Raw genomic sequence first — 26,878 nt, forward strand, 5'->3', positions numbered from 1 at the left:
TCCAACCCACTCCCGAAAGAGATAGGCCGGGGTATTGCCATAATTGGCACTGGCTTATCAAGCACCCTGTTGAGTTCTCAAAGAACAACCGCACACCATCAAACAAACCGCGATATTCGCGGCCCGCCCTCCGGGGCACTCGCTCTACTTTACCCGCCATTCCCAGATCGTCAAATCCGCGTTTCGCAACCGAATTCACCGACACCGAGAAAGCCCACGACACTAGACCGCGAGATCTTGGAAGGATTTCCGTCAGGACGGCCGCTCCGAGCCCCTCACAGGTCTCGTTCGCTCGCCCGTCTCCCTGGCGGCTTGGAAAACATTACTCCCCCAACCTCGCAACGCAAAATCGGGGTCACCCCCGGCGAGCCACCCCTCGGCAGCACCAAGCCAGCGGTGACAGCGGGCGAGTCAGGACGGCGGCGAGAGTCAGGAGAACGCCGGAGAGAAGGGCGCGAGAGAGGAGCGGAGCGCGCGAGAGAGGAGCGGAGCGCGCGAGAGAGGAGCGGAGCGCGCGAGAGGAGGGCCGAGGGACGGGTCAGGAGCGGTGGGCCACGAGGGCCAGCCGCACCCGGTTCGGACTGTTGGTCTTGGCCATCAACGCCGTGATGTGTGTCTTCACCGTCGTGACGCCGATATGCAGACGATCCGCGATCTCCGTGTTTGTGAGCCCTTCGGCGACCAGCCCGAGGACGTCCTGCTCACGGGTGGTCAGTCCCTCGACGCGCGGCGGGGTCTCCGGACGAGCGTGAACCGCACGGCTCACCAGTCGTCGCAACACCTCCTGGCTGAACGGACTCTCGCCGGCAGCGGCCTGACGGATCCCGTTGACCAGCTCCGTGGGCGGCGCGTCCTTGAGGAGGAACCCGCAGGCGCCGGCCTGGAGCGCCGGATAGAGGTGGTCGTCGTCACCGAAGGTGGTCAGAACCAGGACCCGCGTGGCGGGTCGTTCGGCCATGATGCGGCTGGTGGCGGTGATCCCGTCCACACCTGGCATCCGGAGGTCCATCACCACCACGTCCGGAACCAACTGGGCGGCCATGGTGACGGCGGTACGGCCGTCACCGGCCTCGCCGATCACCTCCATGCCGGCCTCGGCATCCAGCAGCATGCGCAGTCCCGCACGGATCAGCTGCTGGTCGTCCACGAGCAGAACCCGGATCACGATTCCTCCCCGGTGCGGATCAGGCCCGCCGCGGAGGAGGGAAGGGTGCCGGGCAGAACCGTCGCCACCCGCCAGCCCGACCCGTGGGCGCCAACGGTGAGTGAGCCACCGAGGACCTCGACCCGCTCCCGCATCCCGGTCAACCCATGCCCACCACCCGGCACCCGACCCGATCCCCCGGCAGGGGAAGCGGGGAGGGCGGCGGAGAAGGAGGCAGGGGTGGGAGCGGCGGAGGAGGAGGCGCCAGAGGTGGGAGCGGCAGAGAAGGAAGCGCCAGAGGTGGGAGCAGCAGAGAAGGAAGCGCCAGAGGTGGGAGCAGCGGAAGACGCGGAAGAAGTGGGTGCCGCGGCGACGGAGCCACCGTCATCTTCGACGGACCAGCACAGGTCGGAACCGGTCATCGTGACTTGCAGAAAGGCCCGCGCCCCCTGCCCCGCATGCTTCGCCACATTGGTCAGCGCCTCCTGCGTCAACCGGAGCAGCGCCAGCCCCCGAACCGCGTCCAACGCCCCGATCGAGGGATCGATCTCCGCCTCCACGACCACCCCGGCCCGCCGCGCCGTCTCCACGGCCCCGTCCAGCGCCGCCGGCAACGCCGACGGGTCGATCGCGGTCAGGGCGGCGTCCCCCCGTACCGCATCCGGGTCTCTCAGCACCGCGACCAGCCGCCGCAGGTCCGCCAGAGCGGCCGTCCCGGTCCGGTGGACGTCGTCGAAGACGTCCGCGACCCGCGGGTCGGTCTCGGGCAGTACGTGCCGCGCGACCCCGACCCGCAGCACCATCGAGGCGACGTGGTGCGCCACCACGTCGTGCAGTTCACGGGCGATCGCGCCGCGTTCGTCGGCCCGCGCCGCGCGATGCTCCGATTCTCGCCGCCGCTGCTCGGCGAGGGCTCGCTGCTCGGCCTGCACCCCCAGTTCCCGGGTGGTTCGCACGACCAGGCCGAGCAGGATCGGCAGTCCGAGATTGATCGCCAATCCGACCACGGTTTCGGTGATCAGCGAGGGGTCGGACGGCCATTCGCAGATCAGATAGACGGCGGCGACCACGCCGGTCCCACCCACCAGGTGCCGCCGCCGCGGCGCCCACAGGGCCAGTTCGCCGACCGCCCAGGCGGTCCCCACCTGGTTGATCGTCGCGTCGTCGAGCGTCACCATCGCGACCGCGAAGAGCACGGTCTGCACCAGCAGGTTGATCGGCGGGCGCCGGTGCAGCAGCAGGGCGGAGAGGAAGGCGGGCACGGCGAGTGCCCATTGCAGCGGGGTGGGCGGGTGTCCGGTGTGGTCGATCACGAGCAGGTAGGCCAGTCCGCTGCAGTCGAGCAGCACCGAACGCGTGAGGGTGTCCCGCGCATCGAGAAACCTGGCCATGGCGCTCAGCGTAGGGCTTCCGGCCATCGGGGGCGTACCGCCAGATAGACGGCGAGCCCGAGCGGGCCGAGCAGGATGGTCAGCACCAGGATCGGGGCGAGCACCGGGTGCGGGATACCCCGGGCGCGGGCGTCCAGCCAGGCCCAGCGGCCGACGAACAGGTCGAAGGCGATCATGTGGGCCCAGCCGGCGGCCGCGCCGTTCGCGGTGCCGAGGAGTTCGCGTACCCCGCCCAGGCTGGGGCTGGTGACCGCGGGCAGCACCTCGCCGAAGGCCGGGATCACCAGCACCGCGTAGATCAGCACCACCGGGAGCGCGATCAGCGGCGAGGCGACGATCCGCCGGGTCCAGGACCAGCCCGGGAGCAGGATCATCAACGCCCAGAACGGCGCGGCCAGCAGAAACGTCAGGCTGAACAGGAACCCGGTCACGCGGACACCATCCTGGACTCGCGGCTGCGGGACAAGACCAGACCGATTCCGATCGCGGTTGCCGCGGCCAGGGCCGCGAACGCGACGAGGCTGAGTCCATCCGGTCGCAGCAGCGGTTGCGCCCGCAGCGCCTGCCAGGTCAGCAGGGGCACCAGTACGCCGTACGCCACTCCCACCACCAGGACGAGCCGCGCCCGCGCCACCTGATCGAGCCGGGTTCCCGCCCAGCGGGCCAGGGCGTACGCCAGGAACGGCAGCACCTGCAGCGCGTGCAGCCCGACGAAGTGCCCGATCCGCAGGTCACCGCCGACGGTGCTCCAGCCGGTGAGCGGCATCCCGGGGCCGCCGTCCGGCACGCCGACGCTGTGTGCCCCGCCGAGGCTCTCGATGCCGGTCTGCCGGTTCGTCATGGTGAACGCGGCCAGCATCCCGAGCAGCGAGATGAGCAGGCCGAGCCGGATCGCGTACGCGGATGCCCGGTCCGGGATGCGCTGGCGCAGCGCCGTGACGGCGATGGCCAGGTGGGCCAGGAACAGCACCATGATCGAGATGCCCATCGCCGACCAGAGCGTGGAGTTGAGCGGCGTGGTCTGGTTGTAGTGGCTGGTGGTGCCCCGGATCACCTGGGTCACGATGATCGCCAGTTCGATCACGGAGACGCCGACGATGACGGCGCCGGCCCGCTCGGCGAGCCGGCTGCGGCGCGGCAGCACGGAGAGCAGCCAGGCGAGGGTCCAGCCGTAGAGGGCGAAGGAGATGGCGAACTTGAACGGCTTGAGCCAGATCGGCACCCCGGTCAGGATTCGGGCGTCGGCGAGCAGGCCGATCCCGGCGATCACCGCGAGCGCGGCGGACGCCCAGGTCAACGCGATCAGCGGCCGGCTCCACCGGCGCGCTTCGGAGACTTCGACGGTCGTCATGGCAACAGAGTCGGGCCTCGTGAGCCCGGAATCGCCCGCCCGTGGGCCGCACTCGCGGCCGCTCGTCCGAGGCCGCCTCCTCCCCTGGTAGGAGGGCGGAAAGTTGATCACGACGCGCGGTCGGCTGTAACACGGCGCGACTAACCTCGGAGGGATGAAGACCGCGGGTCTGGTGCTCGCCGCCGGTGCGGGCCGCCGGTACGGAATGGCGAAGGCGCTGGTCCCGTACCGGAGCGGGATTCTGGTGCAACACGTGGCCGGAACGCTCCACCGGGCCGGTTGCGCACGGACCGTGGTGGTCCTCGGCGCCCGCGCCGAGGAGGTCCTGGCGCAGGCGCCGGACCTTCCGGAGACCGTGCTCAACCCGGACTGGCCGACCGGCATGGGCTCCTCCCTGCGCGCCGGCCTGGCCGCCCTGACTCCCGACAACTCGCTGGACGCGGCGGTCGTGCTGCTGGTCGACATGCCCGGCGTGTCGCCGGAGGCGGTCCGCCGGATCACCGCGCACGCCGGCGCGGACGCCCTGGTGATGGGCGGTTATCAGGGGCGGCGGGGTCATCCGGTCCTGCTCGGTCGCGACCATTGGGCCGGGGTCGCCGCGAGCGCGACGGGTGATCGCGGTGCCCGCGACTACCTGCGGGCGCACGAGGTGCTGGTGGTCGACGTCGGTGACGTGGCCGACGGCGCCGATCTGGACCATCCGGGGGATCTCGATGCGTGACGTGCTCGCCGACCTGCTGCGCTGGTGGTCCGCCGATGAGCCGGCCGGTCTGGCGGTGGTGACCGCGACCTGGTCGAGCGCGCCCCGGCAGCCCGGTGCGGCGATGGCGGTGGGTCCCGGTGGGGAGGTGGTCGGCAGCGTCTCCGGCGGGTGCGTGGAGGCGGCCGTCTACGACCTGTGCCTGGTTGCCGCGGAGACCGGCGAGTTCCGCACCGCCCGGTTCGGGGTCGCCGACGACCTGGCCATGGGCGTCGGGCTGACCTGCGGTGGGACGGTCGAGCTGGCGATCGGGCGGGTGGACCGGTCGACCTTCCCGGAGCTGCCGGAACTGGTCGAGGCGGTGGCGTCGGGCGAACCCGTCTCGGTGCGCATCTCGGACGGGTATGTGCTGGCCAGAGGCGTTGCCGGCGCGGCGGCGGTCGCGTTCCACCCGGCCCCGCGGATGATCATTTTCGGTGCCACCGACCACGCCGCCGCGGTCGCCCGGATCGGCGGGTTCCTCGGTTACCGGGTCACGGTCTGCGACGCCCGGCCGGTCTTCGCGACCGCCCGTCGCTTCCCGGGCGCGGACGAGGTGGTCGTCGACTGGCCGCACCGCTACCTGGCGGCCGAGGCCGCCGCGGGCCGGATCGACGACCGGACCGTGCTCTGCGTGCTCACCCACGATCCGAAGTTCGACGTCCCGACGCTCGAGGTGGCGCTGCGCCTGGACGTCGGTTACGTCGGCGCCATGGGCTCGCGGCGCACCCACGACGACCGGCTCGGGCGGCTGCGCGAGGCCGGGCTGACCGAACCGGAACTGGGCCGGCTCAGCTCACCGATCGGGCTGGACCTGGGCGCACGCAGCCCGGAGGAGACCGCGGTGAGCATCGCCGCGGAGATCGTCGCGTTGCGCCACGGCGGGTCCGGCGAACGACTCGCGCGCCGCGACGGGCCGGTCCACAAAAAATTCTGACCGGGCGAGCAACCTTTCCGGCCCGTACCCGCCACTCCTAAGTGTGCAAGTGATCGACCAGTTCCCGTAGTGACCCGATGCGGTGCGGTTCATCCTCCGGCCCGGTCCCGAGCCGGTCCAGGTGGACCGCCCGCAGCCCGGCTGCGCGGGCCGCCAGCACGTCGAGATCGTGCCTGTCCCCAACGCTGAGGACCTCCCCGGGCCTCAGCCCCCAGCGGGTGATCGCCCCGCGGAACGCGCCCGGATCGGGCTTGGCCATCCCCAGATCGTCGGGAGTCCACACGGGCCCCAGATCGGCCAGGCCCATCCGGGCGAGTTTTCCACTCTGCTGCGGTGCGGAGCCATTGGTCAGGACAGCCGTTCGCAGGCCCGCTTCCGCCACCGCGGCCAGCGCTTCGGGAACGTCGGCATAGGCACGGTAGGCGTTCTCGTATTCGACGAGGTACCCGGCGAAGATCTCGTCGAGCGCCTCCGGCCCGTACTCGAAACCCAGATCTCGGAGCCGGCGGCGACGCTGCTCCTGATAGCCGATCTCGCGCCGGCGCCAGGCGGCCAGGTGCGTCTCCGCCACGTCGTGCCATCGCATGATCGTTTCCGGGTCGGCGACCAGTCCGACGGTCGGCAGCCAGGCCGTCAGTGCCGTGGTGACCGAGCCGTCGTGGTCGCCGAGCGTGCCGTCCAGATCGAAGAGAACCCCGCGCAGGATCACGACGGCAGGCTAGCCGACCGGGAGCGCAGTCTCCGCAGCATTCTCGCGTCGCCGAACCCCACCGCGCGGGCCGCGGCCTCGACCGTCGATCCGTGACCGATCAGATGTTCCGCGCGCTCGACCCGCAGCAACTGCTGGTAGCGCAGCGGCGTTTGGCCGGTCGCGGCGGTGAACTGCCGGGTCAGGGTGCGTTCGCTGACGCCGGTGCCGGCGGCCAGGCCGGCCAGTCGCAGCGGCTCGGCGAACGACGCGTCGATCCGGTCCTGAACCCGGTGCACCACGTCGCTGAGGTGCGCGCGGTGCCGCAGCATCGCGCTGGCCTGCTGCTCGTCACCGTTGCGCCGGGCGTAGACGACCATCTCCCGGGCGACCCGGCCGGCCACCGCCGGGCCGTGCCGGAGCGCGACCAGGTGCAGCGCCAGGTCGATGCCGCTGGCGATGCCGGCCGAGGTGACGACCCGGTCGTCGGAGACGTAGAGGACGTCACGGACCACGCTCGCCCGCGGATAGCCGCGGGCGAGCGTCTCCTGCAGGTCGTGGTGGGTGGTGCAGCGGCGGCCGCTCAGCAGTCCGGCCCGGCCGAGCGCGTCGGCGCCGGAGCAGACGCTGGCGACGGTGCCGCCGGCGGCGTGGTGCGCGGCGATCCGGTCCAGCGTCGCGCGGCCGAAGTATCCATGACCGCTGCGCCAGCCCGGGACCAGCACCAGGTCCTCCGGGGTCAGCGCGGGCCACTCCACAGTCGCCTGCAGGACGACGCCCTGCCAGGTGGGCACGCTCTCGGTCTCCGCGACGTAGTGCAGCGAGTAGCCGGGTGCGGTGGAGAAGACCTGAGCCGGCCCGGCCAGGTCGAGCAGGTGGACCTGCGGGGTCAGCACGAAGACCACCTGGCTCACGATCCGGTCACTCCTTCTCGACCTCGGCCACCGTCTTGATCGTGGCGAAGCGGCCGGCCAGGGCGTACTCCGTGCGGGCCACCACGTCCGCTGCGGACAGCGTACGCGGATCGGCGAGCAGTTCGGCGACGGTCTGGTCCTCGGGGGCGTCGCGGTGCGGGATCGGATGCGTCGCGGTCGCGTCGGTGACGAAGGTGACGTCGTAGCCGAGGTCCGAGGCGACCCGGGCGGTCGTCTCGACGCACTGCTCGGTGCGCAGGCCGCAGACGGTCACTCCGCGCACCCCTGCGACGGTCAGGCGATGCTGCAGGTCGGTGCCGGTGAACGCGTTGTGCACGACCTTGGTCAGCACCGGCTCGCCGTCGGCCGGCACGAGCTCCTCCATCAGGCGGACGAAACCACTGGCGGGGTCGAAGACGCCACCGGTGCCGGGTTCCGAGTGCAGGAACCAGATGACGATTTTTCCGGCATTGCGGGCGGCGTCCACCAGCCGCCGGACGTTCTGGATCACGTCCGGGTTGTCGGTGGTCTCCCAGAGCGGGCGCGCCCGGAACGATTCCTGCATGTCGATGACGATCAGTGCTTCGGTCATACCCCCATCTCACTCGCGGCCGCCGCTGGGCGACAGGCATCAACCAGACCGCCGCCGGAACGATCCGGTCAGCGGTGGTCGCTCTTCGAAGCATTTCCCGGTACGAACAATCACACCCCCGCCGAGCGACCACGCTCCGTGCCTAGCCGCGCCGGGCTCGAGCGGCCGAGCGCCGATGGGCATGCGTGAGAAGCCCGTCCACCTCCGCACCGGGATTGACGATGCTCCCCCAGCCCTGAACCGCGTACACCGGATGCGGGAACCAGCGGCCCGGCGCCGCGAAGTCGATCTCCGACTGGTGCGCGGCGAACTCCTCGGGACCGTAGCCGAACAGGTCGCGGAACTCGGCGCGGCCCAGCTCGACGTTGAGCCGGAAGACGCCCGGGCGGTCCAGGTCGGAACGCTCGTCGAAGCCGGGCACGTTCCGCACGACGATCGTGGCGAACGGCCGCATCCGCTCGCTCCCCACGAAGAAGAACCGGTCACCCCAGCTCAGCTCGGGCGCACCGGTCCCGGGCCCGGCGACGAGCTGGAACACGTCGGGCAGGCGGCAGATCCGCTCGGCGAGCTCGTCGACCGGATCGTGGTCCGGGTGGGCGTCAGGCGCTGGGAAAGCAGTCATGACCTCTACCGTATCGTCGAGTGACCCTGTGAAGGTTCAGCCACGATTCCCCAGGAGAGACATGCCGAAGTCTCAAAGCTATCGCCCGGTCGATCTGGCCCGCCGGCACGGTCTCTCCGCCCAGGCGATCCGCAACTACGAGAACGACGGCGTCATCCCGCCGGCGCGGCGCACCGCGAGCGGCTACCGCGCCTACGGCGAACGGCATCTGGCCGCGGTGGACGCCTTTCTCGCGCTCGTCTCCGCGTACGGCCACGGCCCCGCCGCCGTGATCATGCGCGCCGTGCTCCGCGGCGACCCGGACACCGCCTTCGCCGCCATCGACACCGGCCATGTCGGCCTGTCCCGTGACCGCGAGACCCTCGAAGCCGTCGAGGCCACCGCGGGGCTGCTCGAAGCGCCACGCCCGCCGGCCCGCGCCGAGCGCCCGCTTCCGGTCGGTGCGCTCGCCCACCGCCTCGGCGTCACCCCCGCGACGCTGCGCAAGTGGGAGGAGGCCGGCATCCTGGTCCCGGCCCGTGACCGCGCCACCCAGCAGCGCCTCTACTCCCCCGACGACATCCGCGACGCCGACCTGGCCCACCTGCTCCGCCGCGGCGGCTACGGGCTCCCGCACATCGCCACCGTCCTCCAGCAGGTCCGCGCCGCCGGTGGTGCCGAGTCCCTGGCCGCCTCACTGACCGAGTGGCGCGCCCGGCTCACCGCCCGTGGCCGCGCGATGCTCACCGCCGCCGCCCGGCTCGCGGATCTCCTCGCCCTCCCCGCCGACCCGGCCCGATCGGCGCCCTGAACGAAGAACCGCCCCGCCCGAGGGATTCGGGCGGGGCGGCGGGATCAACCGCGATCAGCGCGGGTAATCCCGATAACTGCCGGTGTAGTAGTCGCCGACCCGCTCCCGGTACTCGGCCGTCTCGAACGTCTCCTTGTCGTACTCCGGAGACGACTTGATCTGGTCCTTCGTCCGGTCCACATAGACCTTGCGGCCCTGGTAGTCGACGTTCTGCACGGTGCCGGCCGGCAGCAGCACCTTGCTGCCGAAGATCCACGGCCCGGTGTCCACCACCAGGTACGCGCTTCCGACGTCGTAGCTGGCCTGGTCGATCGAGCCGATGTGCCCATCGGTCGCCTCGACCCGGTATCCGACCAGGTCCTCGCCGATCCGTCCGGTCTCGTCGACCACATCGGCGCCGGCCGGCTCGTAGCTGCCGGACAGGCTCGCCGGGTCCCTCCAGGACCACGGGGTGAACGGCGCTGGTTGCATGACGGCCTCCTCGAAATCGATGAAATTGCCGCTGCTCTCTGCCTACCCGCTCACCCACGGTCCAATCAGAACTGGCACATCCCATCCTCGATCAGCGGTTGATGTCGCTACCGGTGAGGGCGACCAACTCCGCGCGGGTGGGTGCGCCCTCGCAGTCGCCGGGGACGGTCACGGCGAAGGCACCCGCCGCGATGGCCGTACGCAACCGCTGCTCGGGAGCGGCTCCGGCCAGCCGGTCGGCGAGGTAGCCCGCCACGAACGCGTCGCCCGCACCGACCGGGTCGATCGCCGTGACCGGGAGGGCCGGGACGACGTGCCGGACACCGTCGATCAGGGCCGTACAGCCCCGGCCGCCGTCTTTGATGATCACTTCGGCCGGGCCGAGCTTGGCGAGGCCGTCCAGCGGGTCGGCGTCGTCGAGCAGGACGGCCGCCTCGTCCGGTCCGGCGAAGATCACGTCGGCGCGGGCGGCCAGGTCACGCAGGACCGGGGCGGCGTCGAAGCGGGACCACAGCTTGCCGCGGTAGTTCACGTCGAACGAGACCGGCACCCCGGCGGCCCGGGCGGCCTCCACCGCGGCGAAGACGGTGGCCCGGGCGGTGTCACCGAGCGCCGGGGTGATCCCGGTGACGTGCACGACCCCGGCCGACTCCAGTTCGGGGAGTGGCAGGTCGGCGGGGGTCAGCCGGGAGCCCGCGCTGCCGGCCCGGTGGTAGTCGGCGTGGATGAACTGCGCGGACCGCCGGTAGCGGACCATCAGGCCGGTCGGCGCCGGATCCGGTACGGCCAGCACCCGTACCCCGGAGGAACGCAGTCGTCCCGCGATCAGGGACCCGGCGGAGTCCGGCCCGAGGCGGCCGAGCCAGGTGGCGAGGCCGCCGAGGCGAGCGACCCCGACCGCGACGTTGCTCTCCGCCCCGCCGACCGCCAGCGTGAATCCCCGGGCCTGCTCGATCGGGCCGATCCCGTCGGCGACGAAGATCCCCATCGCCTCACCGAGGGTGAAGAGCCCGCCGGTCATGATCGGGCGAAGGCGACGGCGTCGACCGCGTGCTTGGCGCGCGCCGCCAGCGCGACGAGGCTCCCGCCGGTCGCGGCGTCCCCGATCAGCGGCCCGCCCAGCCCGACCGCGGCGGCCCCGGCACCCAGCCAGTCGACGATGTCGTCCAGAGCGATGCCACCGGTCGGCATCACCCGCATCCGCGGCAGCGGGCCGCGCAGATCCTTGAGGTACGCCGGTTTCAGCCCCCCGGCCGGGAAGAGCTTGACGATCGGCGCCCCGGCCCGGTACGCCGAGTACACCTCGGTCGGCGTGTACGCCCCCGGATAGCACGGCACGCTCTGCCCGGCCAGCGTGTCGAGCACCGGCGAGACCAGGAACGACGCGCCCGCGTCCACGGCCGCCTTCGCCTCGTCCACGGTGAGCACGGTGCCGGCGCCGATGAGCGTCCCGGCGGGGAGTTGCCGGCGCAGGCCGGCGATCGCCTCGAGGGCGCCGTCCGAGGTCAGCGTGACCTCGAGCGCGGTGATGCCGGCGGCCACCAGGACGTCGGCGATCGCGGCGAAAGCGCCCGCGTGCGGGGCGCGCAGGATGGCGACCAGGCCACCCTCGACGATCGCGGCGGAGACAGGGTCGAGCGGATCACGATGATCGGTCACGGTTCGATCCTGCCCGATGTGCCGCCGTCCGGGCCAGGGGTCAGTTCAGCTTTCCCGAGCAGCAGGGAAGCGCATTCCCGCAGGGCGTCACAGCTTCTCCCGGCCCGGCTCGCCGAGCGTCTCCCGCCGCGGCGCCCAGCGCGCCTTGCCGTTCAGGGTGTGCGGCGGCGGCGCCGGCGGCGTGTGCTCGATCCCCAGCTCCTCGCGGACCGCGGCCTCGAACTGCTGCATCACCAGCGGCACCTGGGCGAGCAGCTCGCGGAAGTGGGTCTGCGGGCGGACCCCGGAGACGCCGGCCGGGTTCATCGGCCCGTGCAGGCGCTCCAGTTGCAGGTGGACGGCGAGAGCCGCGCTGCGGACCGGCCCGGAGGCGAGCAGCCGCACCGGCATCAGCGCGGGGCCGATCTCATCCACATAGGCCAGCAGGCTCGGCGGCTTCTCGTCCGCCTCGAACGCCGACCGCAGCCGCACGGTGGCCCGCTCGAAGGCGGTCAGCAACTCGACGTAGGCGACCTTGCGCTCCTCGTACCAGCGACGGGTACGCCGTCGCCGGCTCAGCAGGGCGTTGTCACGAGCGGCGACGTATCGCACCGCGGCGGCACCCGCCAGGGCGAATACGGCGGCGACCAGGGGCAGCCCCCACCAAGGGATCTGAGACACCCGCATACCGTATCGAGCCCGCCCTGGGCGGTCTGTCAACCACGCCCGCCCGGCGCCGGATCACGCCGCCCGTTCGATCCAGGCACCGATGCCGTCCAGGAGCCGGGCCAGGCCGAACTCGAAGAGCACGTTCAGGTCGAAGTCGAAGTCCGGGGTGCGCAGGAACAGCTCCTCATAGGACGGCATCGGATGCCGCTCGACGAACCGGTGGAACGTCGCCTCCTGGGTCTCCATCCACTCGTCGCCGGTCAACCCGGTGTCCCGCATCGCCTCGGCCTCCGGTTGCAACGCGCCCGCGACCCCGCGGATGAAGCTGAACAGCAGGATCTGGACCAGCATCCGGTCGGTCACGCCGAGCCGGGTCGGCGCCAGCGTCCCCATGACCCACTCGCCGAGCCGCATCCCGTTCACCGAGAGCTGCGGCCTGGTCAGCGACATCGTCACGCCCAGCCACGGATGCCGCTGGAACAGCTCCCACATGGCCCGGCCGCAACGCTCCAGATCGGCCCGCCAGTCACCGGAGTACCGCGGCGGCACCCGCAGCTCGCCGAGCGCCGCGTCGATCATGGCGACCTCCAGCTCGTCGCGGCTGGGCACGTGCCGGTAGAGCGACATGGTGGCGACGCCGAGATCGGTGGCGATCCGGCGCATCGAGAGCTCGGCCATGCCGTCCCGGTCGGCGATCACGATCGCGGCCGCGACGATGCGCTCCAGCCCCAGGTCGGTGTCCCGGCGCGGGGCGGGACCGGCGACCACGGTGCCGACCCCGGGGCGGGCCACGGTCAGGCCCTCGTCGCGGAGCGCCGCGTGGGCCTTGGTCGCGGTCGCGATCGCCACCCCCCACTCCCGGGTGATCGCCCGCGCCGACGGGACCCGGTCGCCCGGCCGTAGCTCACCGGCCTCGATCCGGCGCCGGAGTTCCGCCACGATCCGCGTGTACGCCGCCTCCACCTAGTACACCCACCCCTCCGTACTAGTGCGGTTTGCCCTGCTCAGGGAACCGCTCTTACCGTTCCTAGTACATCGATATACAGAGTACGCAGAGGAGCGGGGAGATGCGGGTACTGATTTCCGGGAGCAGCATCGCCGGGCCGGCTTGCGCGTTCTGGCTGCACCGGGCCGGCGCCGAGGTCACGGTCGTGGAGAAGAGCCGGAGGCCGCGGCCGGGCGGGCACGCGGTGGACATCCGTGGCGTGGCGCGGCAGATCGTCGAATGGATGGGGATCCGGGAGGCGATCCGCGCGCGGCAGGTCGACGAGCGCGGCTGGCTGCTGGTCGACCGCCGGAACCGGCCGATGGGCCGGATGCCCGCGGACGCGTTCGGCGGCGAGGGCATCGTCGCCGAGATCGAGATCGCCCGGGGTGATCTCGCCGAGGTGCTGCGGGACGCGACGGCGGACTTCACCGATTACCGGTACGGCGATCGGATCACCGAGCTCCAGCAGGACGCGCACGGCGTCGACGTGACGTTCGCGAGCGGTACGAAGGAGCGCTACGACCTGGTGATCGGCGCCGACGGGGTGCACTCCGGCGTCCGCTCGCTGGCCTTCGGCCCGGACTCGGACTACGTCCGCTACCTGGGCGTCTACTCGGCGTACTTCACCGTGACCGATCCGGGCGACCTGGACAACTGGTACCTGATGTACAACGAGCCGGGCCGGGTCGCCGGCCTGCGCCCGGAGCGTGGCGGCACCGCCAAGGCCCACCTCGCCTTCCGCGAGCCGCGCGCCCGCTACGAGCGGCTGACCCGGGACGAGGAGTGCCGGGTGGTCGCCGAGCGGATGGCCGGCGGCGGCTGGAGGATCCCGGAGATGCTGGCACAGATGCCGGACGCGCCGGACTTCTTCTTCGACTCGATCAACCAGGTGCACGTGAAGCGCTGGTGGCGGGGCCGGGTGGCGCTGGTGGGCGACGCGGGCTACTGCGGATCGCCGCTGGCCGGACTGGGCACCAGCATGAGCCTGGTCGGTGCGTACGTCCTCGCCGGTGAGCTGGCCGGCGGCGCCGACCCGGAGCGGGCCTTCGCCGCCTACCAGGACACCATGGCCGACTACGTCGCCGCCGGGCTGGAGCTGCCGCCCGGCGGGGCGCGGGGCTTCGCCCCGAATAGCAGGCTGCTGATCCGCGTCCGGGGGCTCTCCCTGTCGATGATGACCGCGTGGCCGATGCGGAAGCTCGTGGCCAAGCAGTTCGGCAAGGCGGAGGCGATCACCCTGCCGGACTACCCGGAGCTGGGAGCGCGGGCGGCTCAGCGGAGATAGACCAGGCCGTCGACGGTCACGGCCGGCCGGGCGGCGGTGCCCTCCGGCAGCACCTTGACGGTGTGCACGGCCGTGTCCGGCCACGACTTGGTGAACACCACGCGACGGTACTGCGCGGACGTGGAGCGCAGGTCGGCGTACCCCTGGAACTCGTTGTCGATGTAGACCTTGACCCGGCCCGCGGTCCGGGACATGGCAGCCACCAGGCCCACCGACTGCCCGGTGAAGGTCCAGCTCAGAGCGGAGGCGGCGGAGGCGGCGAGAGCCGCCGCACCGCCGAGGTGACCACTGCCGGAGACCGCCCGCCAGCTTCCGGTCGGCGTCGCCGCGCTCTCCTGCAGGACCACGGGGGTACGACTGAACGACGCCGTCCGCCGGTTCCCCGCGTGATCGGTCGCGGCCACCGTCCACTCGTCCCGCGCACCGACCCGCGCCGTGCCGGTCAGGCTGCGGGCGTCACCGTCCAGGCTCGCCTCGCTGGTCCCGCTGACCACGACCGAGCCCACCCCGCTCGGATCGGTGGCCGACCAGTCCAGCCGGATCGGCGCGGTGCTCCCGACCGTGCCCGCGGTCAGGGAGACCGCCGGCAGCGTGGTGAACGCCGGCGGCGCGACGTCCGCGTAGACCTTCGCCGTGACGGTCGTGGTCCGGCCGGAGAGGTGCACCGCCTGCACCGCGACGTGGTGCAGGCCGGGCCTCAGCTGGAGCGAGCCGACCCGCGTCCCGCCCGCCCGGGACAGCGCGAGAGCACCGTCCACGTAGACGTCGAACCGGTTGAGCAGCTGGGTCGGGGTGGTCAGGACCCAGAGCGGCGTGACCGCGCCGCGGGTGAAGTACGTGGCGCCCCACGGCACCGCACCGGTGACCTTGGCGACGCGCAGGCCGGTCGGGGCCCCACCGGCCAGTTCGCGGATCGCCGGCAGCTGGGCGTAGAGCGCGTCGCCCGGGCACTCGGTGACGCCGGCGTCGCGGTGGCCGGAGATCCGGTTCAGGATCACCCGCTTGCCGACGGCGAACTTGGCGCCCCCACCGGAGGTCACCGCTACCTGTTCGGCCGGCGCGTTCCCGGCGGCGCCCAGCTTGTACGCCGCCAGTTGCGCCACCGACAGCCGCGCCGCCGCGGAGATCGGCGCCGACCGGTAGTCACCGATCACCGCGACCGCGCTCGCGTTGGTGTTGAAGCCCAGGGTGTGCGCGCCGAGCACGTTGCGGTCCACGCCGCCGCGCCGCCCCTCGAAGATCGTGCCGCACTTGTCGACCAGGAAGTTGTAGCCGATGTCGTTCCAGCCCTTGCTCTTCACCTGGTAGGCCTCGATGCCTCGGACGATGCTGGTCGAGGAGGCGCAGCTGTAATCGTTGCCGGTCGCGGTGTGGTGCACGAAGAACACCTCGACCGGGCCGGTGTAGGTGGGCGCCTCGGTGACGATCTTCTCGTCCGCACCCCAACCGGTCCTGGTCAGCATCCTCGGCGTCGCCCGCGCCGGGATCTCGACGCCGTTGATCCGGCGGGGCTGCCGGTCCGCCACCGGCACCATCTCCTGCCGTGCGGAAGTCGCGGCCTCCGGGTTGATCAGGTCGACCCGGAGACCGGCCGGCAGCTCCCGGGCCCCGTCCGCGTCGACCACCCGGGCCTGCACGCCGTCCGAGGGACCGACCCAGAGCGGATCGCTCGCTCCCCGGACCCGGGCCCCGTCCACGCCGCCGGACGCGTCGGGCGCGTCCGTCTCCAGCGCCCGCCAGGGTGTCCAGTTCCGGTCACCGGCCGGGCGGGTGCGGACCTGGATCGTCCCGTCCGCCGCCGCTTTCGGGTCGTCCCAGGTCACACCGACCAGGCTGAACCGCTTGGTGGCGCGTTCGGGCAGCTCGGCGACCTCGCCGCGGGTCTCGGCGACCAGCCGCAGGCCGGCACCGGCCGGGGCCAGCGGGAAGGTCTGCAGCAGCGGGTCCGGCGTGGACGAGCTGAGAGCGACGATGGCCAGCGCCACGGCTGGGGTGGCGGCGGCGATGGCGGCGACGAACCGGTTCCGGCGCATGCGAACTCCCCGGCCACCGGAGGAAAGGGTCAATTCAGGCTTAAACCGGCGACCATTCAACACCTTGCCTGGGACTCGAGTGGCTCGTGGGCGTTTCTGCGAAAAGGGTTCCGATCACCTGCCCCGGGCCTGCTCGACCAGGCCGGCGATCATCCAGTCCGCGATCATTCGGAAGTCCGGCGGAGCCCCGCCACCCTCCGACAGCACCCGCGCGAGCTGTGGAAAGTCACCGCTGGCCACGGCCGCACCGATCTCCTCCACCGAGGACGCGGCGCCGGCCAGCTCACCCGTCACGTAGGACGCGACGAACCCGGTGAACAGACCGAGCAGGGTCATCTTGGTGATCCCGGGCAGCCCGGCCGGTTCCAGGGCGCGCAGCCCGTGCTCCAGGAAGCCGAGCAGGTTGCGGCCGGTGATCCGGCGGCCGGCGAGGACCCGGGGCAGCCACGGGTGGGCCAGCATCAGGTCGCGCTGCATGGCGACGAGGGCGAGCGAGTCGGCCCGCCAGTCCCCGGTGACCGCCGGCGGGACCGGCTCGCCGGCCACCCGGTCGACCATCAGGTCGATCAGGTGCTCACGGTCAGGTACGTAGGTGTAGAGCGACATCGCCCCGGCGCCGATCTCCGTGGCGATCCGGCGCATGGTCACCGCCTCGAGCCCTTCGGTGTCCGCGACGGTAATCGCGGCGGCCAGCACCTGCTCCCGGGTGTAGGCCGGTGGGCGCCCTCGCGGCATCGACGTTCCTCCTGCTAGTCTTTTTAGTACAACGTACGGGAAAGGGGTCCGACCGATGCGCGACCTGCCTTGGCTCCTCCGGATGATGCGCCGCCGGACCCGCAAGGGTCCCGCCGCACGGTACGACGTCCAATGGGAACCGGCCGTCCCGGTGCCCGGCGCCGACGGCAGCACCCTGCTCACCGATCACTACGCCCCGCTCACCACCGAGCCCTGCCCCACAGTCCTGCTCCGCGCTCCGTACATCCGCGGCGGCTTCCCGTGGAACTACTTGTACGGCGCGCTCGTCGCCGAGCAGGGTTTCCACGTCCTGCTGCAGAGCAGCCGCGGCACCGGCGGGTCGGACGGCGAGTTCGCCGCCTGGAGCAACGAGGCGCGTGACGGCCAGGCCGCGGTCGACTGGATCCGCAAGCAGGACTTCTTCACCGGCGACCTGTACACCCTCGGCCCGAGCTACATGACCTATTCCCAGCTCGCGCTCGCCGCCGCACCGCCGCCGGAGTGGCGCGGGGCGGTCGCCCAGGTCGGGCTGACCGATCCGTACCGGTTCTTCTGGCCCGGTGGCCAGTTCGCCCTGGAACGCTCCCTGGTCGGCGGGCTCGGCCTGTTCAGCCAGGCCCGGACGTTCCGGGCCAACCTCGGCGCGGTCGTGCGGATGCAGATGCGACTCAGCGGCATGCTCCGCCGGGTCCCGGTGATCGAGACCTATCCCACGCTCTTCGGCGGCCCCCGCCCCGAGTTCGAGAACTGGCTGACCAGCCCGTCCCCGGACGATCCCTACTGGGCGGACGCGGACGTCGGCCCGGCCGCCGCGGCCCTGCCGGTGCCGGTCAGCCTCTGCACCGGCTGGCACGACCTCGCCGCCGACCAGGTGATCGAGCTGTACCAGCGGCGCCGGGACGCGGGCCTGGAGACGGATCTGCTGATCGGGCCGTGGACCCACACCAACTCGCTGGAACGCGGCTGGGCGGAGGTGTTCGGCCAGGCCCTGCGCCGACTGCGGGGCGAGGCGCCGGAACTGCCGGTCCGGGTCCACGTCGGCGGCGCCGACGAGTGGCGCGACCTGCCCGACTGGCCGCCGGCCGGCGTCCGCCGGCGCCGGCTGAGCCTGGGTCCCGGCACCCTCACGGAGACCCCGGGTCAGGGCACCAGCAGTTTCCGGTACGACCCGGCGGACCCGACGCCCTCGATCGGCGGCGCCCTGCAGTCGCCGACGCAGGGCACCCGGGACATGGCGAAGCTGGAGCGGCGCGCGGACGTGCTGCTGTTCACCTCGGAACCGCTGACCGAGGCGGTGGAGGTCCTCGGCCCGGTGCACGCCGAGTTCACCGCCGCGACCAGCGCGGCCAGTGGCGACCTGTTCGCCCGGCTCTGCGACGTCGACCCCGCCGGCAAGTCGATCAACGTGTGTGACGGGCTGGCCCGGATCGCACCCGACGGGCGGACCGTGGTGTCGATGGGCTCCACGGCACACCGGTTCCGGCCCGGGCACCGGATGCGGCTGCTCGTCGCCGGCGGGGCGTACCCCCGCTGGCTGCGCAATTACGGCACCGGCGAACCGGTGGCCACCGCGACCCGGATGGTGGCCACCGAGACCACCATCCAGCACGACTCGGTACTGGTGATCTCCGAGAACGGCTCCACGGAGCCGAAGGGCCACTGAACCCCCCCTTTTGCTTCTTCTGAAACCCGAGAACGCGGTGGGGAAAGGGCGGGCATACTGGCCTTGTGATTATTACCGAAAAATGGCTTTTGTCATGAAGGTGGCGTTGCTGGGACCGATCGCCTGGCGCACTCCTCCGCTCCACTACGGCCCTTGGGAACTGATCACCGGTCTGCTCGCCGAAGGTCTGACCGAGCGCGGGGTCGACGTCACGCTCTTCGCGACCCTGGACTCGATCACCAAGGCCACCCTGGACGGAGTGGTCCCGACCGGTTACGAGGAGAGCGACGAGATCGACGGGCGGGTCTGGGAGGCGATCCACGTCAGCTACGCGCTGCAGCGGTCCGGCGATTTCGACCTGATCCACAACCACCTCGACTGGCTGCCGCTGGCGTTCTCGGCACACGCGCGGGCGCCGATGCTGACCACCGTGCACGGCTTCTCCGGGCGGCACATCCTGCCGGCGTACCGGCGGGCGAAGTCGGCGTTCGTGTCCATCTCCGACAGCGACCGGTCGCTCGACCTGGACTACCTGGCCACCATCTACCACGGGGTGGACCTGAGCGGGCTGCCCTTCCATCCGGACGGTGGGGAGGACCTGATCCTCTTCGGCCGGATCCACCCGGACAAGGGCACCGACCTGGCGATCGAGATCGCCCGCCGGGCCGGACGCCGGCTGATCATCTGCGGGATCGTGCAGGACCGGCGGTTCTTCGAGGAGAAGGTGGAACCGCTGATCGACGGCGATCGGGTGGTCTACCTGGGATCGGTCGGACCGGACGAGCGCGGGGCGATCCTCGGCTCCGGCGCCGCGCTGCTGCACCCGATCCGGTTCGCCGAGCCGTTCGGGCTCTCCGTGGTGGAGTCGATGGCGTGCGGGACGCCGGTGATCGCGTACCGGAAGGGCTCGATGCCGGAGGTGGTGGACGAGGGCGTGACCGGCCGGCTGGTCTCCTCGGTGGACGAGGCGGTGGCCGCGGTCGAGAAGATCGGGACCCTCGATCGGGGTGCGTGCGCGGCACGTGCACGGCAACGCTTCTCAGCAGATCGCATGGTCGACGAGTACCTGGCGATTTACCGAAAAATCGTAAGTTGAATAGCTAGGTCTTGTTACGGTCCCAACGTGAATTGCACGTTAAGGCGGGCATTTTCCCGCAACGCCTTGACGCCGTTCACGGCGCGGAGCCCGTAGTCATGCCCGCGCGCAGTGTCCGCGCTGCGGGGAGGCAGCCGGCCAGAGAGAAAGGCCAGTCATGCCCACGACATACGGGTTTTTGAGCACGTATCCCCCCACACAATGTGGTTTGGCGACATTCAATGCCGCACTCGCCACCCACCTGAGCGCCGGAACGCCCGGGGCCGCCGCGCAGTCCGGCGTGGTACGCCTTCTCGCTCGGGACAACACCAGCGGGGGAATCGCGCTCGATCAGGCCGCGCCGCGGGTCGTGCACACCTGGCACACCGACTTTCCCGGCGGCTGGCCCGGTGCCGCCGCCGCGCTCAACCAGTTCGATGTGGCGATCCTCCAGCACGAGTACGGGATCTACCCGGGCGACGCCGGTGCCGAGGTGCTGCCGCTGCTGAAGGCCCTGAAGGTGCCCGCCATCGTGGTGCTGCACACCGTGCGCCCCCAGCCCGACCACCTCCAGCGCGCGGTGCTGGAGCAGATCGCCGAGACCGCGGACGCCGTCGTGACCATGACCGACACCGCCCGCCGACTGCTGACCTCGAACTACGCGGTGAACCCTCGCAAGGTCCAGGTGATCCCGCACGGCACCGCCAGCCACGCCGAGGTGCCCCGCGAGGAGCACGACCGGCCGAACCTGCTCACCTGGGGCCTGCTCGGGCCGGGCAAGGGCATCGAATGGGCGCTGCGGGCCCTGGCCCTGGTCGGCGACCTGCGGCCGGCCCCGCTCTACACGGTCGCCGGCCGGACCCATCCGAAGGTCATCGAACAGCAGGGCGACGTCTACCGATCCTCCCTGGTGGAACTGGCCGCGGAGCTGGGCGTGACGGACTCGGTGCGCTGGATCGACGCGTACCTGGTACCGACCGATTTATCACGGTTGATCCGGTCCGCGGATGTGGTTGTGCTGCCGTACGACTCGACCGAGCAGGTCACCTCCGGGGTGCTGATCGAGGCGGTGGGCGCCGGGATCCCGGTGGTCGCGACCGAGTTCCCGCACGCCGTCGAGCTGCTCGCGGACGGGCCGGGTCTGGTCGTGCCGCACCAGGACCCGGAGGCGATGGCGATCGCGATCCGGCGCACCGTGGGCGAGCTCGGCAAGCCGCGGCTGGCCGGGATCGCCGGTGGGCCCACCCTGCGCTGGCCCGCGGTGGCCGCCCGGTACCAGGCCCTGGCCACCCGGCTGATCGCCGACCGCGCCCTGGCCAGGACGGCGATCCCCGTATGAGCGACGGAAGGAAACCCAGCATGGCGCACGACTCTCGACAGGCTCGACCCGTCGTGAAGCGAAACGGAACGGAGGCATGAGCTTTCCGCTGCGGCTGATCCCGCCGCCGATCCAACTCACCGACGTACCCGAACCCCGCTTCGACCACGTGCTCCGGCTCTCCGACAGCACCGGGATGCTGGAACACGCCCGCACCGCGATCGCCCGGCGCGAGCACGGTTACTGCGTCGACGACGTCTCCCGGGGCCTGCTCGTCGCCGCCCGGGAGCCGCGACCGGCGCCCGAACTGGTCCGGGCCGCCGAGCGCTACCTGGCCTTCCTCACCCACGCCCAGGACGCCGACGGGGCGTTCCGCAACCGGATGAGCTACGACCGGCGCTGGCAGGACGAGCCGTCCCTCGGCGACTGGTGGGGCCGGGCGCTGTGGGGCCTGGGCACCGCCGCGGCCCGGAGCAGGGCATCCTGGATCCGGCGGGAGGCGTACTACGCCTTCCGCCTCGGCGCCCGCCGCCGCTCCGCCTGGCCCCGGGCGATGGCCTTCGCCGGGCTGGGCGCGGCCGAGGTGCTGCGGGCCGACCCGCGCGACCAGGTCGCCGCCGAACTGCTCGGCGACGCGGCGACCGTGATCGGACTGCCCGGTTCGGACCCGGAGTGGGTGTGGCCCGAGCGCGAGCTGACCTACGCGAACCCGGTCCTGGCCGAGGTGGTGATCGCGGCCGGCGACCTGCTCGGTGACGAGGCACTGCTCAGCGACGGCCTGCGGATGCTCTCCTGGCTCTGCGACATGCAGGAACACCAGGGTCACCTCTCCACCGTCCCGGTCGGCGGCTGGCGTCCCGAGATCCCCAAGCACCGGCACGACCAGCAGCCGATCGAGGCCGCGGCCACCGCGGACGCCTGCGCCACGGCCGCCGCGGTGACCGGCGACGAACGCTGGGACGCCCCGCTGTTCCAGGCGATCGCGTGGTTTCTGGGCGACAACGACATCGGAACGGTGATGTACGACAGCGAGACTGGCGGTTGTTATGACGGATTGACGGCTGATGGTCCTAATCTGAACCAAGGAGCCGAATCCACCCTCGCGCTCGTCTCCACGTTGCAGCATGCCCGCACGCTTGCGAGCCGAAGCGCGACCCGACCGTCAGGCGGCTTGGCGTGACCGCAACCGTGAACACCATCGACATCACCCGTCACAGCATCACCATGGAGCCGGACGGGCGCCGCGTGGTGATCAAGCTGTTCGTACCCGGCGAGGACGCCCACTCCACCCACAACCGCACGGCCTGCATGATCGAGCGGGTCCTGCGGCTCGACGAGCACGAGATCGGCATGATGCTCGACGACGTGCTCAACCGCTTCTCCGGGCGGCACCACAACATCCTGTCGGTCTTCCAGCACCACTACGAGGTGGTGCAGCACCGCGTGCCGCCGGAGATCGACCTGTCGCCGCAGGCGCGGACCCTGATCGGGGCGTACTTCAGCCACGAGTTCTCGGTCGAGGCGGCGGCGCTCTGCAACCCGTCGATCATCCCGCACCCGGACCAGGGCAACCTGGCGCCGGGCGAGCTGCGGGCGGCGCTCAGCCTGCGGCAGATCGGCGAGGGACACATCTCGTCGATCGGCTTCTGCAGCGTGGTCCTCGGGCCCGGCACGGCGATCCGGCTCGAGAACCGGGACGGTCCACTCGCGATCGGCCAGCGGGTCGGCGCCAAGCACATGAAGCACCAGCTGTTCGCGGCGCTCGGGGACGAGGACGTCGACAACGAGGCGTCCTCGTACATCCTCAACGCCCTGCCGGCGAGGTACGACGACGCCGAGTTCGAGGACACCCTCAGCCACCTGCCGCCCGAACTGCTGGCCCGGCCGACCACCCCGATGACGCTGGACCTGATCCGGCGGATCGTCATGGACGACTACGCGGTCACCTTCCCCGCCACCATGCCGCTGCACCAGCGGGTGCTCTGGCCGACCACCCCGAGCGAGAGCCGGGGCATCGAGGACGCCCGGTTCGTGCAGGTGATCGACCCGGACGAGCGGCCGGCGTACCAGGCGACCTACACCGCGTACGACGGATTCAACATCTCCGGACGGGTCATCTACAGCCGTGACCTGCGGCATTTCGAGGTGACCGCGCTGCACGGCCCGTCCGCCCGGAACAAGGGCATGGCGCTCTTCCCCCGCTACGTCCAGGGGAAGAAGATGGCGCTCTGCCGCTCCGACGGCGAGACGCTCGGCCTGACCATCCGCGACGACCAGCACCGCTGGCAGCCGGCCGGCCCGCTGCTGGTGCCGAACCGCGGCTGGGACCTGATCCAGGTGGGCAACTGCGGCTCCCCGATCGAGACCGAGGCCGGCTGGCTGGTCCTCACCCACGGCGTCGGCCCGATGCGGCGCTACGTGATCGGCGCCATGCTGCTCGACCTGGACAACCCGGAACGGGTCATCGCGGACCTCCCGCAGGGCCTGATCGAGCCGGACGAGATCGAGCGCGAGGGCTACGTCCCGAACGTCCTCTACTCCTGCGGCGGCATGGTCCACGACGGCCTCTTCTGGCTCCCCTACGCCTCCAGCGACGTGCGCATCAGCTTCGCGTCGATGCCGCTGGACCTCCTCCTGGATCGCATGGTCCCGGTGCGCTAGACCGTGCCGGCGACCACCCAGATGGTCAGGACGGCGAGGAAATCACCGCGGGCACCGGCCGCCTCGACACACGCCAGCCACTCGTCGCGCAGACCCGGCGGGGTCTGCCAGGCGTCCTCCGGAACCCGCGGGTTGACCATCGGGAGCACCACGGCGGCCGAGTCCGGGCTGCCGAACAGGCACGTCACCGGGGTCGCGGTCAGGCCGGTCAGGCCGGCCGCGACCAGGCGGCGGCGCAGCGTCCGCCCCATGTCGCGCTGCTTCGGCGTGAAATGCCCACCGACGTACGACCACACCTCGTCCCACAGCCGCGGCGGCACCCCGTCGAAGGCCAGCGACTCCCAGTCGGTGTCGATCAGGCAGATCCGCCCACCCGGCCGGGTCACCCGGCACAGCTCGCCGATCGCCCGGTCCGCGTCGTCCACATGCTGCAGCACCCGCTCGCACCACACCCCGTCGACGCAGTCGTCGGCCAGGTCCAGGGCACCGACGTCACCGGTCACGTACCGCACGTTGCTCTTGTCGTGCCGGGCGATCGCCGCCGCGGTGATCGCCGCCGAGTAGTCCAGCGCGGTCACCTCGCCGCGCGGCCCCACCTCGGCGGCCAGCCGACGGGCCACCTCCCCGCTCCCGGACCCCGCGTCCAGCAGCCGCGCCCCGAGCGCCGGCCGAAGCGCGTCGAACCCGGCCCGGCGCACCCGCCGGATCTCCGGGTGCTGCCCCATCTCGGTCAGCGCGGCGAGCACCATCTCCGACATCTGCGCGGTCAGTCCGTCGATGTCAGAAAACGGCGTACGTTCCTTCTGCGCGGGTTCCATGCCGCGATTGTTCTCCTGGCGCACACCGATTCATCGGTCCCGTCATCCATCCGACAGGGCACTCCACCTGCTCTTCTTTTGATCCGTTCCAGTACCGTGAGGCGCCTGTGAACGAGGAGCGCACGATGACCACACCGCTGCGGGGCGAGCCGCCGGCCGGCCCGGAGGCACCGGCCTGGATCACCTGGCCGATCCGGGCGGTCGCCCTGATCGTCGTGCTGCCGTTGCGTCTGCTCTGGGAACTGGCCGTCCTCGCCAACCGGTTCGTCCTGGTGCCGGTCGGCCGCGCGCTCGGCTGGCTGCTCCGGACGTTCCTGCTGGCGCCGTTGCTCTGGCTGCTCCGCCAGTTCCTGCAATGGGTGCTGCTGCCGATCTGGCACGCGCTGCGCTGGGCCGTCGCCGCCCTGGTCACCGGGGTCGCCTGGGTGTTGCGGATGCTGCTGCGGTTCGTCATCCGGCCGATCGGGCTGGCGATCGTGGCGGTGCTGGTCTTCGTCGGGCGGTGGGTGCTGCTGCCGATCGGGCGGACGCTCTACAACTGGGTGCTGGCGCCGATCGGGCGGGGTTTCGCGTGGACGCTGCTGGCGGTCTACCGCTGGGTGCTGACGCCGATCGGACGGGCGATCGTCTGGGCGCTGGACGCGTCGTACCGCTGGATCCTCGCCCCGATCGGCCGGGCGATCGTCTGGACCGTGCGGGCCGCGTACCGCTGGATTCTCGCCCCGATCGGCCAGGCGATCGTCTGGACCGTGCGGGCGGCGTACCGGTTGGTCCTGCGGCCGGTCGGGCTCGCGATCGCATGGACCGCGGCGACGATCGGCTCGGCCATCGGCTGGACCGCCCGGATGATCGGCGCGGCGATCACATGGGCCGCCCGGATGATCTACCGGTGGCTGCTCCGGCCGATCGGGCTCGCGATCGCCTGGACCGCGCGGACGGTCGGCTCGGCCATCGGCTGGACCGCCCGGATGATCGGCGCGGCGATCACATGGGCCGCTCGGATGATCTACCGGTGGGTGCTGCGGCCGATCGGGCTCGCGATCGTCTGGGCCTCGCGGATCATCTACCGCTGGCTGCTGCGACCGATCGGGCTCGCGATCCGCTTCACCTGGCGTTACACGTTCGGCGCGCTGTTCCGCGGGATCGCCGCGAGCGGGCGCTGGCTGCGTGACGAGGTGCTGCGACCGACCCGGACCGCGGTGCGCGCCGCGCTCGGCCTGCGCCGCTGATATCACACGCCGTGACACCGCGTCATGCGGCCGTTATCACAAGTAATGGCCGGGCGTGCACGCAACAGACCAGCAATCCGTGTGAAAAACTTCCGTCATGATCGAGCGGTTGCGGGTTGCGCTGGTGGGGTACGGCAGCGGCGGGCGGATCTTCCATGCCCCGCTGATCGCCTCGGCGGAGAACATCGACTTCGCCGGCGTGGTCACCACCTCCGAGGAGCGCCGCAAACAGGTCGCCGAGCAGCTCCCGGACGCCAAGACCTACGACTCCATCGCGGCGGCCGCCGCCGACGGCGTCAAGGCGGTGACCGTCTCCACCCCGGCCGCCACTCACGCCGACCTGGCCCGCCAGGCCATCGCGCTGGGCCTGGCCGTTGTGGTCGACAAGCCGTTCACGCTGGACGCGCAGACCGCCCGTGACCTGGTCAAGACCGCCGAGGCCGCCGAGGTCCCGCTGACGGTCTACCAGAACCGCCGCTGGGACTCCGACTACCTGACCATCCAAAAGCTGATCCAGAAGGGTTCGCTCGGCACGATCCGCCGCTTCGAGTCCCGCATGGAGCGCTGGGCGCCGGACCGCCTCCCCTCCCCGGCCGGCGGCGGCACCCTGCTCGACTTCGGTTCGCACCTGGTCGACCAGGCCCTCAAGCTGCACGGCCCGGCCCAGCGTGTCTACGCCGAGATGCGCGGCGAATCCGAACTGGACGACGACTTCTTCCTGGCCATGCACCACCTGAGCGGCGTCGAGTCGCACCTGTGGGGCAGCTGGCGCCAGGCCGGCCCGGGCCCGCGCTTCCGCGTCTCCGGCACCGCCGGCACGTTCATCTCCGTCGAGCTGGACGGCCAGGAGGAGCTGCTCAAGGCCGGCAAGAACCCGGCCAAGCTGGGCGACCGCTGGGGCGTCGAGCACGAGCACCGCTGGGGCCACCTGTGGCGCGGCGCGACGGGCGCCCCGGTGGAGAGCTGCCGCGGGCGCTGGGACTCGTTCTACCCGGCGTTCGCCGACGCGATCCTGGGCAACGGCCCGCTCCCGGTCGACCCTTGGGACACCGTCCGCGCCATGGAGGTCCTCGACGCGGCCCGCCTCAGCGCCAGCACCGGCCGTTCCGTCACCCTCTGAAGGCTCC

General features: G+C 71.5%; 27 protein-coding genes. 11 read left to right on the plus strand and 16 right to left on the minus strand.

Features of this window, described 5'->3' with window-relative positions; all coding sequences use genetic code 11:
* Positions 1–538: 538 nt before the first annotated feature.
* The 4 genes from CHC09_RS00005 to CHC09_RS00020 are packed head-to-tail and all read right to left on the minus strand — an operon-like array spanning position 539 to position 3,886.
* Entirely contained in the window at positions 539–1,165 is a 627-nt protein-coding gene (locus CHC09_RS00005) for a response regulator transcription factor (RefSeq protein WP_089290857.1), read from the minus strand.
* A complete protein-coding gene (locus CHC09_RS00010; protein ID WP_239138126.1) occupies positions 1,162–2,535 on the minus strand; it encodes a sensor histidine kinase in 1,374 nt (457 codons plus the stop codon). The genes CHC09_RS00005 and CHC09_RS00010 overlap by 4 nt, the downstream gene beginning before the upstream one ends.
* A gap of 5 nt (positions 2,536–2,540) precedes the next feature.
* On the minus strand, positions 2,541–2,966 hold the full coding sequence (locus CHC09_RS00015; protein WP_089290858.1) for an ABA4-like family protein: 426 nt from the start codon (positions 2,964–2,966) through the stop codon (positions 2,541–2,543).
* Positions 2,963–3,886: a hypothetical protein gene (locus CHC09_RS00020; protein ID WP_089290859.1), complete on the minus strand. Its 924-nt coding sequence runs from the start codon at positions 3,884–3,886 to the stop codon at positions 2,963–2,965. Before CHC09_RS00020 ends, CHC09_RS00015 begins: the two co-directional genes overlap by 4 nt.
* A gap of 154 nt (positions 3,887–4,040) precedes the next feature.
* On the opposite strand from CHC09_RS00020, the gene CHC09_RS00025 reads away from it, so the two are divergent.
* Positions 4,041–4,607 (plus strand): nucleotidyltransferase family protein, encoded by a 567-nt coding sequence (locus CHC09_RS00025; protein ID WP_089290860.1) that lies wholly within the window; start codon positions 4,041–4,043, stop codon positions 4,605–4,607.
* The gene (locus CHC09_RS00030) at positions 4,555–5,562 is read left to right on the plus strand and encodes an XdhC family protein (RefSeq protein WP_307833926.1); all 1,008 of its coding nucleotides are present in this window, start codon (positions 4,555–4,557) and stop codon (positions 5,560–5,562) included. The genes CHC09_RS00025 and CHC09_RS00030 overlap by 53 nt, the downstream gene beginning before the upstream one ends.
* Before the next feature lie 37 nt (positions 5,563–5,599).
* Here the strand turns inward: CHC09_RS00030 and CHC09_RS00035 are convergent, their stop codons facing one another.
* From CHC09_RS00035 to CHC09_RS00050, 4 genes are all read right to left on the minus strand, one after another.
* Positions 5,600–6,271 (minus strand): HAD family hydrolase, encoded by a 672-nt coding sequence (locus CHC09_RS00035; protein WP_089290861.1) that lies wholly within the window; start codon positions 6,269–6,271, stop codon positions 5,600–5,602.
* Positions 6,268–7,164, minus strand: coding sequence for a GlxA family transcriptional regulator (locus CHC09_RS00040; protein WP_089290862.1), 897 nt, complete (start codon positions 7,162–7,164; stop codon positions 6,268–6,270). The genes CHC09_RS00035 and CHC09_RS00040 overlap by 4 nt, the downstream gene beginning before the upstream one ends.
* A gap of 7 nt (positions 7,165–7,171) precedes the next feature.
* On the minus strand, positions 7,172–7,756 hold the full coding sequence (locus tag CHC09_RS00045) for an isochorismatase family protein (protein WP_089290863.1): 585 nt from the start codon (positions 7,754–7,756) through the stop codon (positions 7,172–7,174).
* Positions 7,757–7,898: 142 nt separating this feature from the next.
* Positions 7,899–8,378, minus strand: a complete 480-nt coding sequence (locus CHC09_RS00050) for a DUF6194 family protein (protein ID WP_089290864.1) — start codon at positions 8,376–8,378, stop codon at positions 7,899–7,901.
* Between the two features lie 61 nt (positions 8,379–8,439).
* Here CHC09_RS00050 and CHC09_RS00055 point away from each other — a divergent pair, with 61 nt between their 5' ends.
* Entirely contained in the window at positions 8,440–9,168 is a 729-nt protein-coding gene (locus tag CHC09_RS00055) for a MerR family transcriptional regulator (protein ID WP_089290865.1), read from the plus strand.
* Positions 9,169–9,222: 54 nt separating this feature from the next.
* On the opposite strand, the gene CHC09_RS00060 is transcribed toward CHC09_RS00055, so the two are convergent.
* The 5 genes from CHC09_RS00060 to CHC09_RS00080 form a co-directional block, all read right to left on the minus strand.
* The gene (locus CHC09_RS00060) at positions 9,223–9,639 is read right to left on the minus strand and encodes a PRC-barrel domain-containing protein (RefSeq protein ID WP_089290866.1); all 417 of its coding nucleotides are present in this window, start codon (positions 9,637–9,639) and stop codon (positions 9,223–9,225) included.
* Positions 9,640–9,730: 91 nt separating this feature from the next.
* Positions 9,731–10,660 carry a sugar kinase gene (locus CHC09_RS00065; protein WP_089290867.1) on the minus strand — a complete coding sequence of 310 codons (930 nt, stop codon included), beginning with the start codon at positions 10,658–10,660 and terminating at the stop codon, positions 9,731–9,733.
* Positions 10,657–11,298, minus strand: a complete 642-nt coding sequence (locus CHC09_RS00070) for a bifunctional 4-hydroxy-2-oxoglutarate aldolase/2-dehydro-3-deoxy-phosphogluconate aldolase (protein WP_089290868.1) — start codon at positions 11,296–11,298, stop codon at positions 10,657–10,659. The genes CHC09_RS00065 and CHC09_RS00070 overlap by 4 nt, the downstream gene beginning before the upstream one ends.
* An 87-nt stretch (positions 11,299–11,385) precedes the next feature.
* Positions 11,386–11,964, minus strand: a complete 579-nt coding sequence (locus CHC09_RS00075) for a hypothetical protein (protein WP_089290869.1) — start codon at positions 11,962–11,964, stop codon at positions 11,386–11,388.
* A gap of 54 nt (positions 11,965–12,018) precedes the next feature.
* On the minus strand, positions 12,019–12,909 hold the full coding sequence (locus CHC09_RS00080; protein WP_089290870.1) for a TetR/AcrR family transcriptional regulator C-terminal domain-containing protein: 891 nt from the start codon (positions 12,907–12,909) through the stop codon (positions 12,019–12,021).
* A gap of 104 nt (positions 12,910–13,013) precedes the next feature.
* Here CHC09_RS00080 and CHC09_RS00085 point away from each other — a divergent pair, with 104 nt between their 5' ends.
* Positions 13,014–14,219, plus strand: a complete 1,206-nt coding sequence (locus CHC09_RS00085) for an FAD-dependent monooxygenase (protein WP_089290871.1) — start codon at positions 13,014–13,016, stop codon at positions 14,217–14,219.
* Here CHC09_RS00085 and CHC09_RS00090 read toward each other — a convergent pair.
* Both CHC09_RS00090 and CHC09_RS00095 read right to left on the minus strand, forming a co-directional pair.
* The gene (locus CHC09_RS00090; RefSeq protein ID WP_089290872.1) at positions 14,207–16,252 is read right to left on the minus strand and encodes an N-acetylmuramoyl-L-alanine amidase; all 2,046 of its coding nucleotides are present in this window, start codon (positions 16,250–16,252) and stop codon (positions 14,207–14,209) included. The genes CHC09_RS00085 and CHC09_RS00090 overlap by 13 nt on opposite strands.
* Before the next feature lie 114 nt (positions 16,253–16,366).
* Positions 16,367–16,987, minus strand: a complete 621-nt coding sequence (locus tag CHC09_RS00095; protein ID WP_089290873.1) for a TetR/AcrR family transcriptional regulator — start codon at positions 16,985–16,987, stop codon at positions 16,367–16,369.
* Between the two features lie 55 nt (positions 16,988–17,042).
* On the opposite strand from CHC09_RS00095, the gene CHC09_RS00100 reads away from it, so the two are divergent.
* The 5 genes from CHC09_RS00100 (at position 17,043) to CHC09_RS00120 (ending at position 23,704) form a co-directional block, all read left to right on the plus strand.
* Positions 17,043–18,650, plus strand: coding sequence for a CocE/NonD family hydrolase (locus CHC09_RS00100; protein WP_203833038.1), 1,608 nt, complete (start codon positions 17,043–17,045; stop codon positions 18,648–18,650).
* 94 nt (positions 18,651–18,744) lie between these two features.
* Positions 18,745–19,746 (plus strand): glycosyltransferase family 4 protein, encoded by a 1,002-nt coding sequence (locus CHC09_RS00105; RefSeq protein WP_089290874.1) that lies wholly within the window; start codon positions 18,745–18,747, stop codon positions 19,744–19,746.
* Positions 19,747–19,903: 157 nt separating this feature from the next.
* Positions 19,904–21,064, plus strand: coding sequence for a glycosyltransferase (locus CHC09_RS00110; protein WP_089290875.1), 1,161 nt, complete (start codon positions 19,904–19,906; stop codon positions 21,062–21,064).
* 76 nt (positions 21,065–21,140) lie between these two features.
* Positions 21,141–22,223 (plus strand): glycosyltransferase, encoded by a 1,083-nt coding sequence (locus tag CHC09_RS00115; RefSeq protein WP_089290876.1) that lies wholly within the window; start codon positions 21,141–21,143, stop codon positions 22,221–22,223.
* The gene (locus CHC09_RS00120) at positions 22,220–23,704 is read left to right on the plus strand and encodes a glycoside hydrolase family 130 protein (protein WP_089290877.1); all 1,485 of its coding nucleotides are present in this window, start codon (positions 22,220–22,222) and stop codon (positions 23,702–23,704) included. Before CHC09_RS00115 ends, CHC09_RS00120 begins: the two co-directional genes overlap by 4 nt.
* On the opposite strand, the gene CHC09_RS00125 is transcribed toward CHC09_RS00120, so the two are convergent.
* The gene (locus CHC09_RS00125) at positions 23,701–24,522 is read right to left on the minus strand and encodes a methyltransferase domain-containing protein (RefSeq protein ID WP_089291762.1); all 822 of its coding nucleotides are present in this window, start codon (positions 24,520–24,522) and stop codon (positions 23,701–23,703) included. The genes CHC09_RS00120 and CHC09_RS00125 overlap by 4 nt on opposite strands.
* 125 nt (positions 24,523–24,647) lie before the next feature.
* Between CHC09_RS00125 and CHC09_RS00130 the strand changes: the two genes are divergently transcribed.
* On the plus strand, positions 24,648–25,751 hold the full coding sequence (locus CHC09_RS00130; RefSeq protein WP_143232161.1) for a hypothetical protein: 1,104 nt from the start codon (positions 24,648–24,650) through the stop codon (positions 25,749–25,751).
* 97 nt (positions 25,752–25,848) lie between these two features.
* A complete protein-coding gene (locus tag CHC09_RS00135; protein WP_089290879.1) occupies positions 25,849–26,871 on the plus strand; it encodes a Gfo/Idh/MocA family protein in 1,023 nt (340 codons plus the stop codon).
* Positions 26,872–26,878 lie beyond the last annotated feature (7 nt).

This window comes from Actinoplanes regularis (assembly GCF_900188005.1).
GTDB classification, from domain to species: Bacteria; Actinomycetota; Actinomycetes; order Mycobacteriales; family Micromonosporaceae; genus Actinoplanes; species Actinoplanes regularis.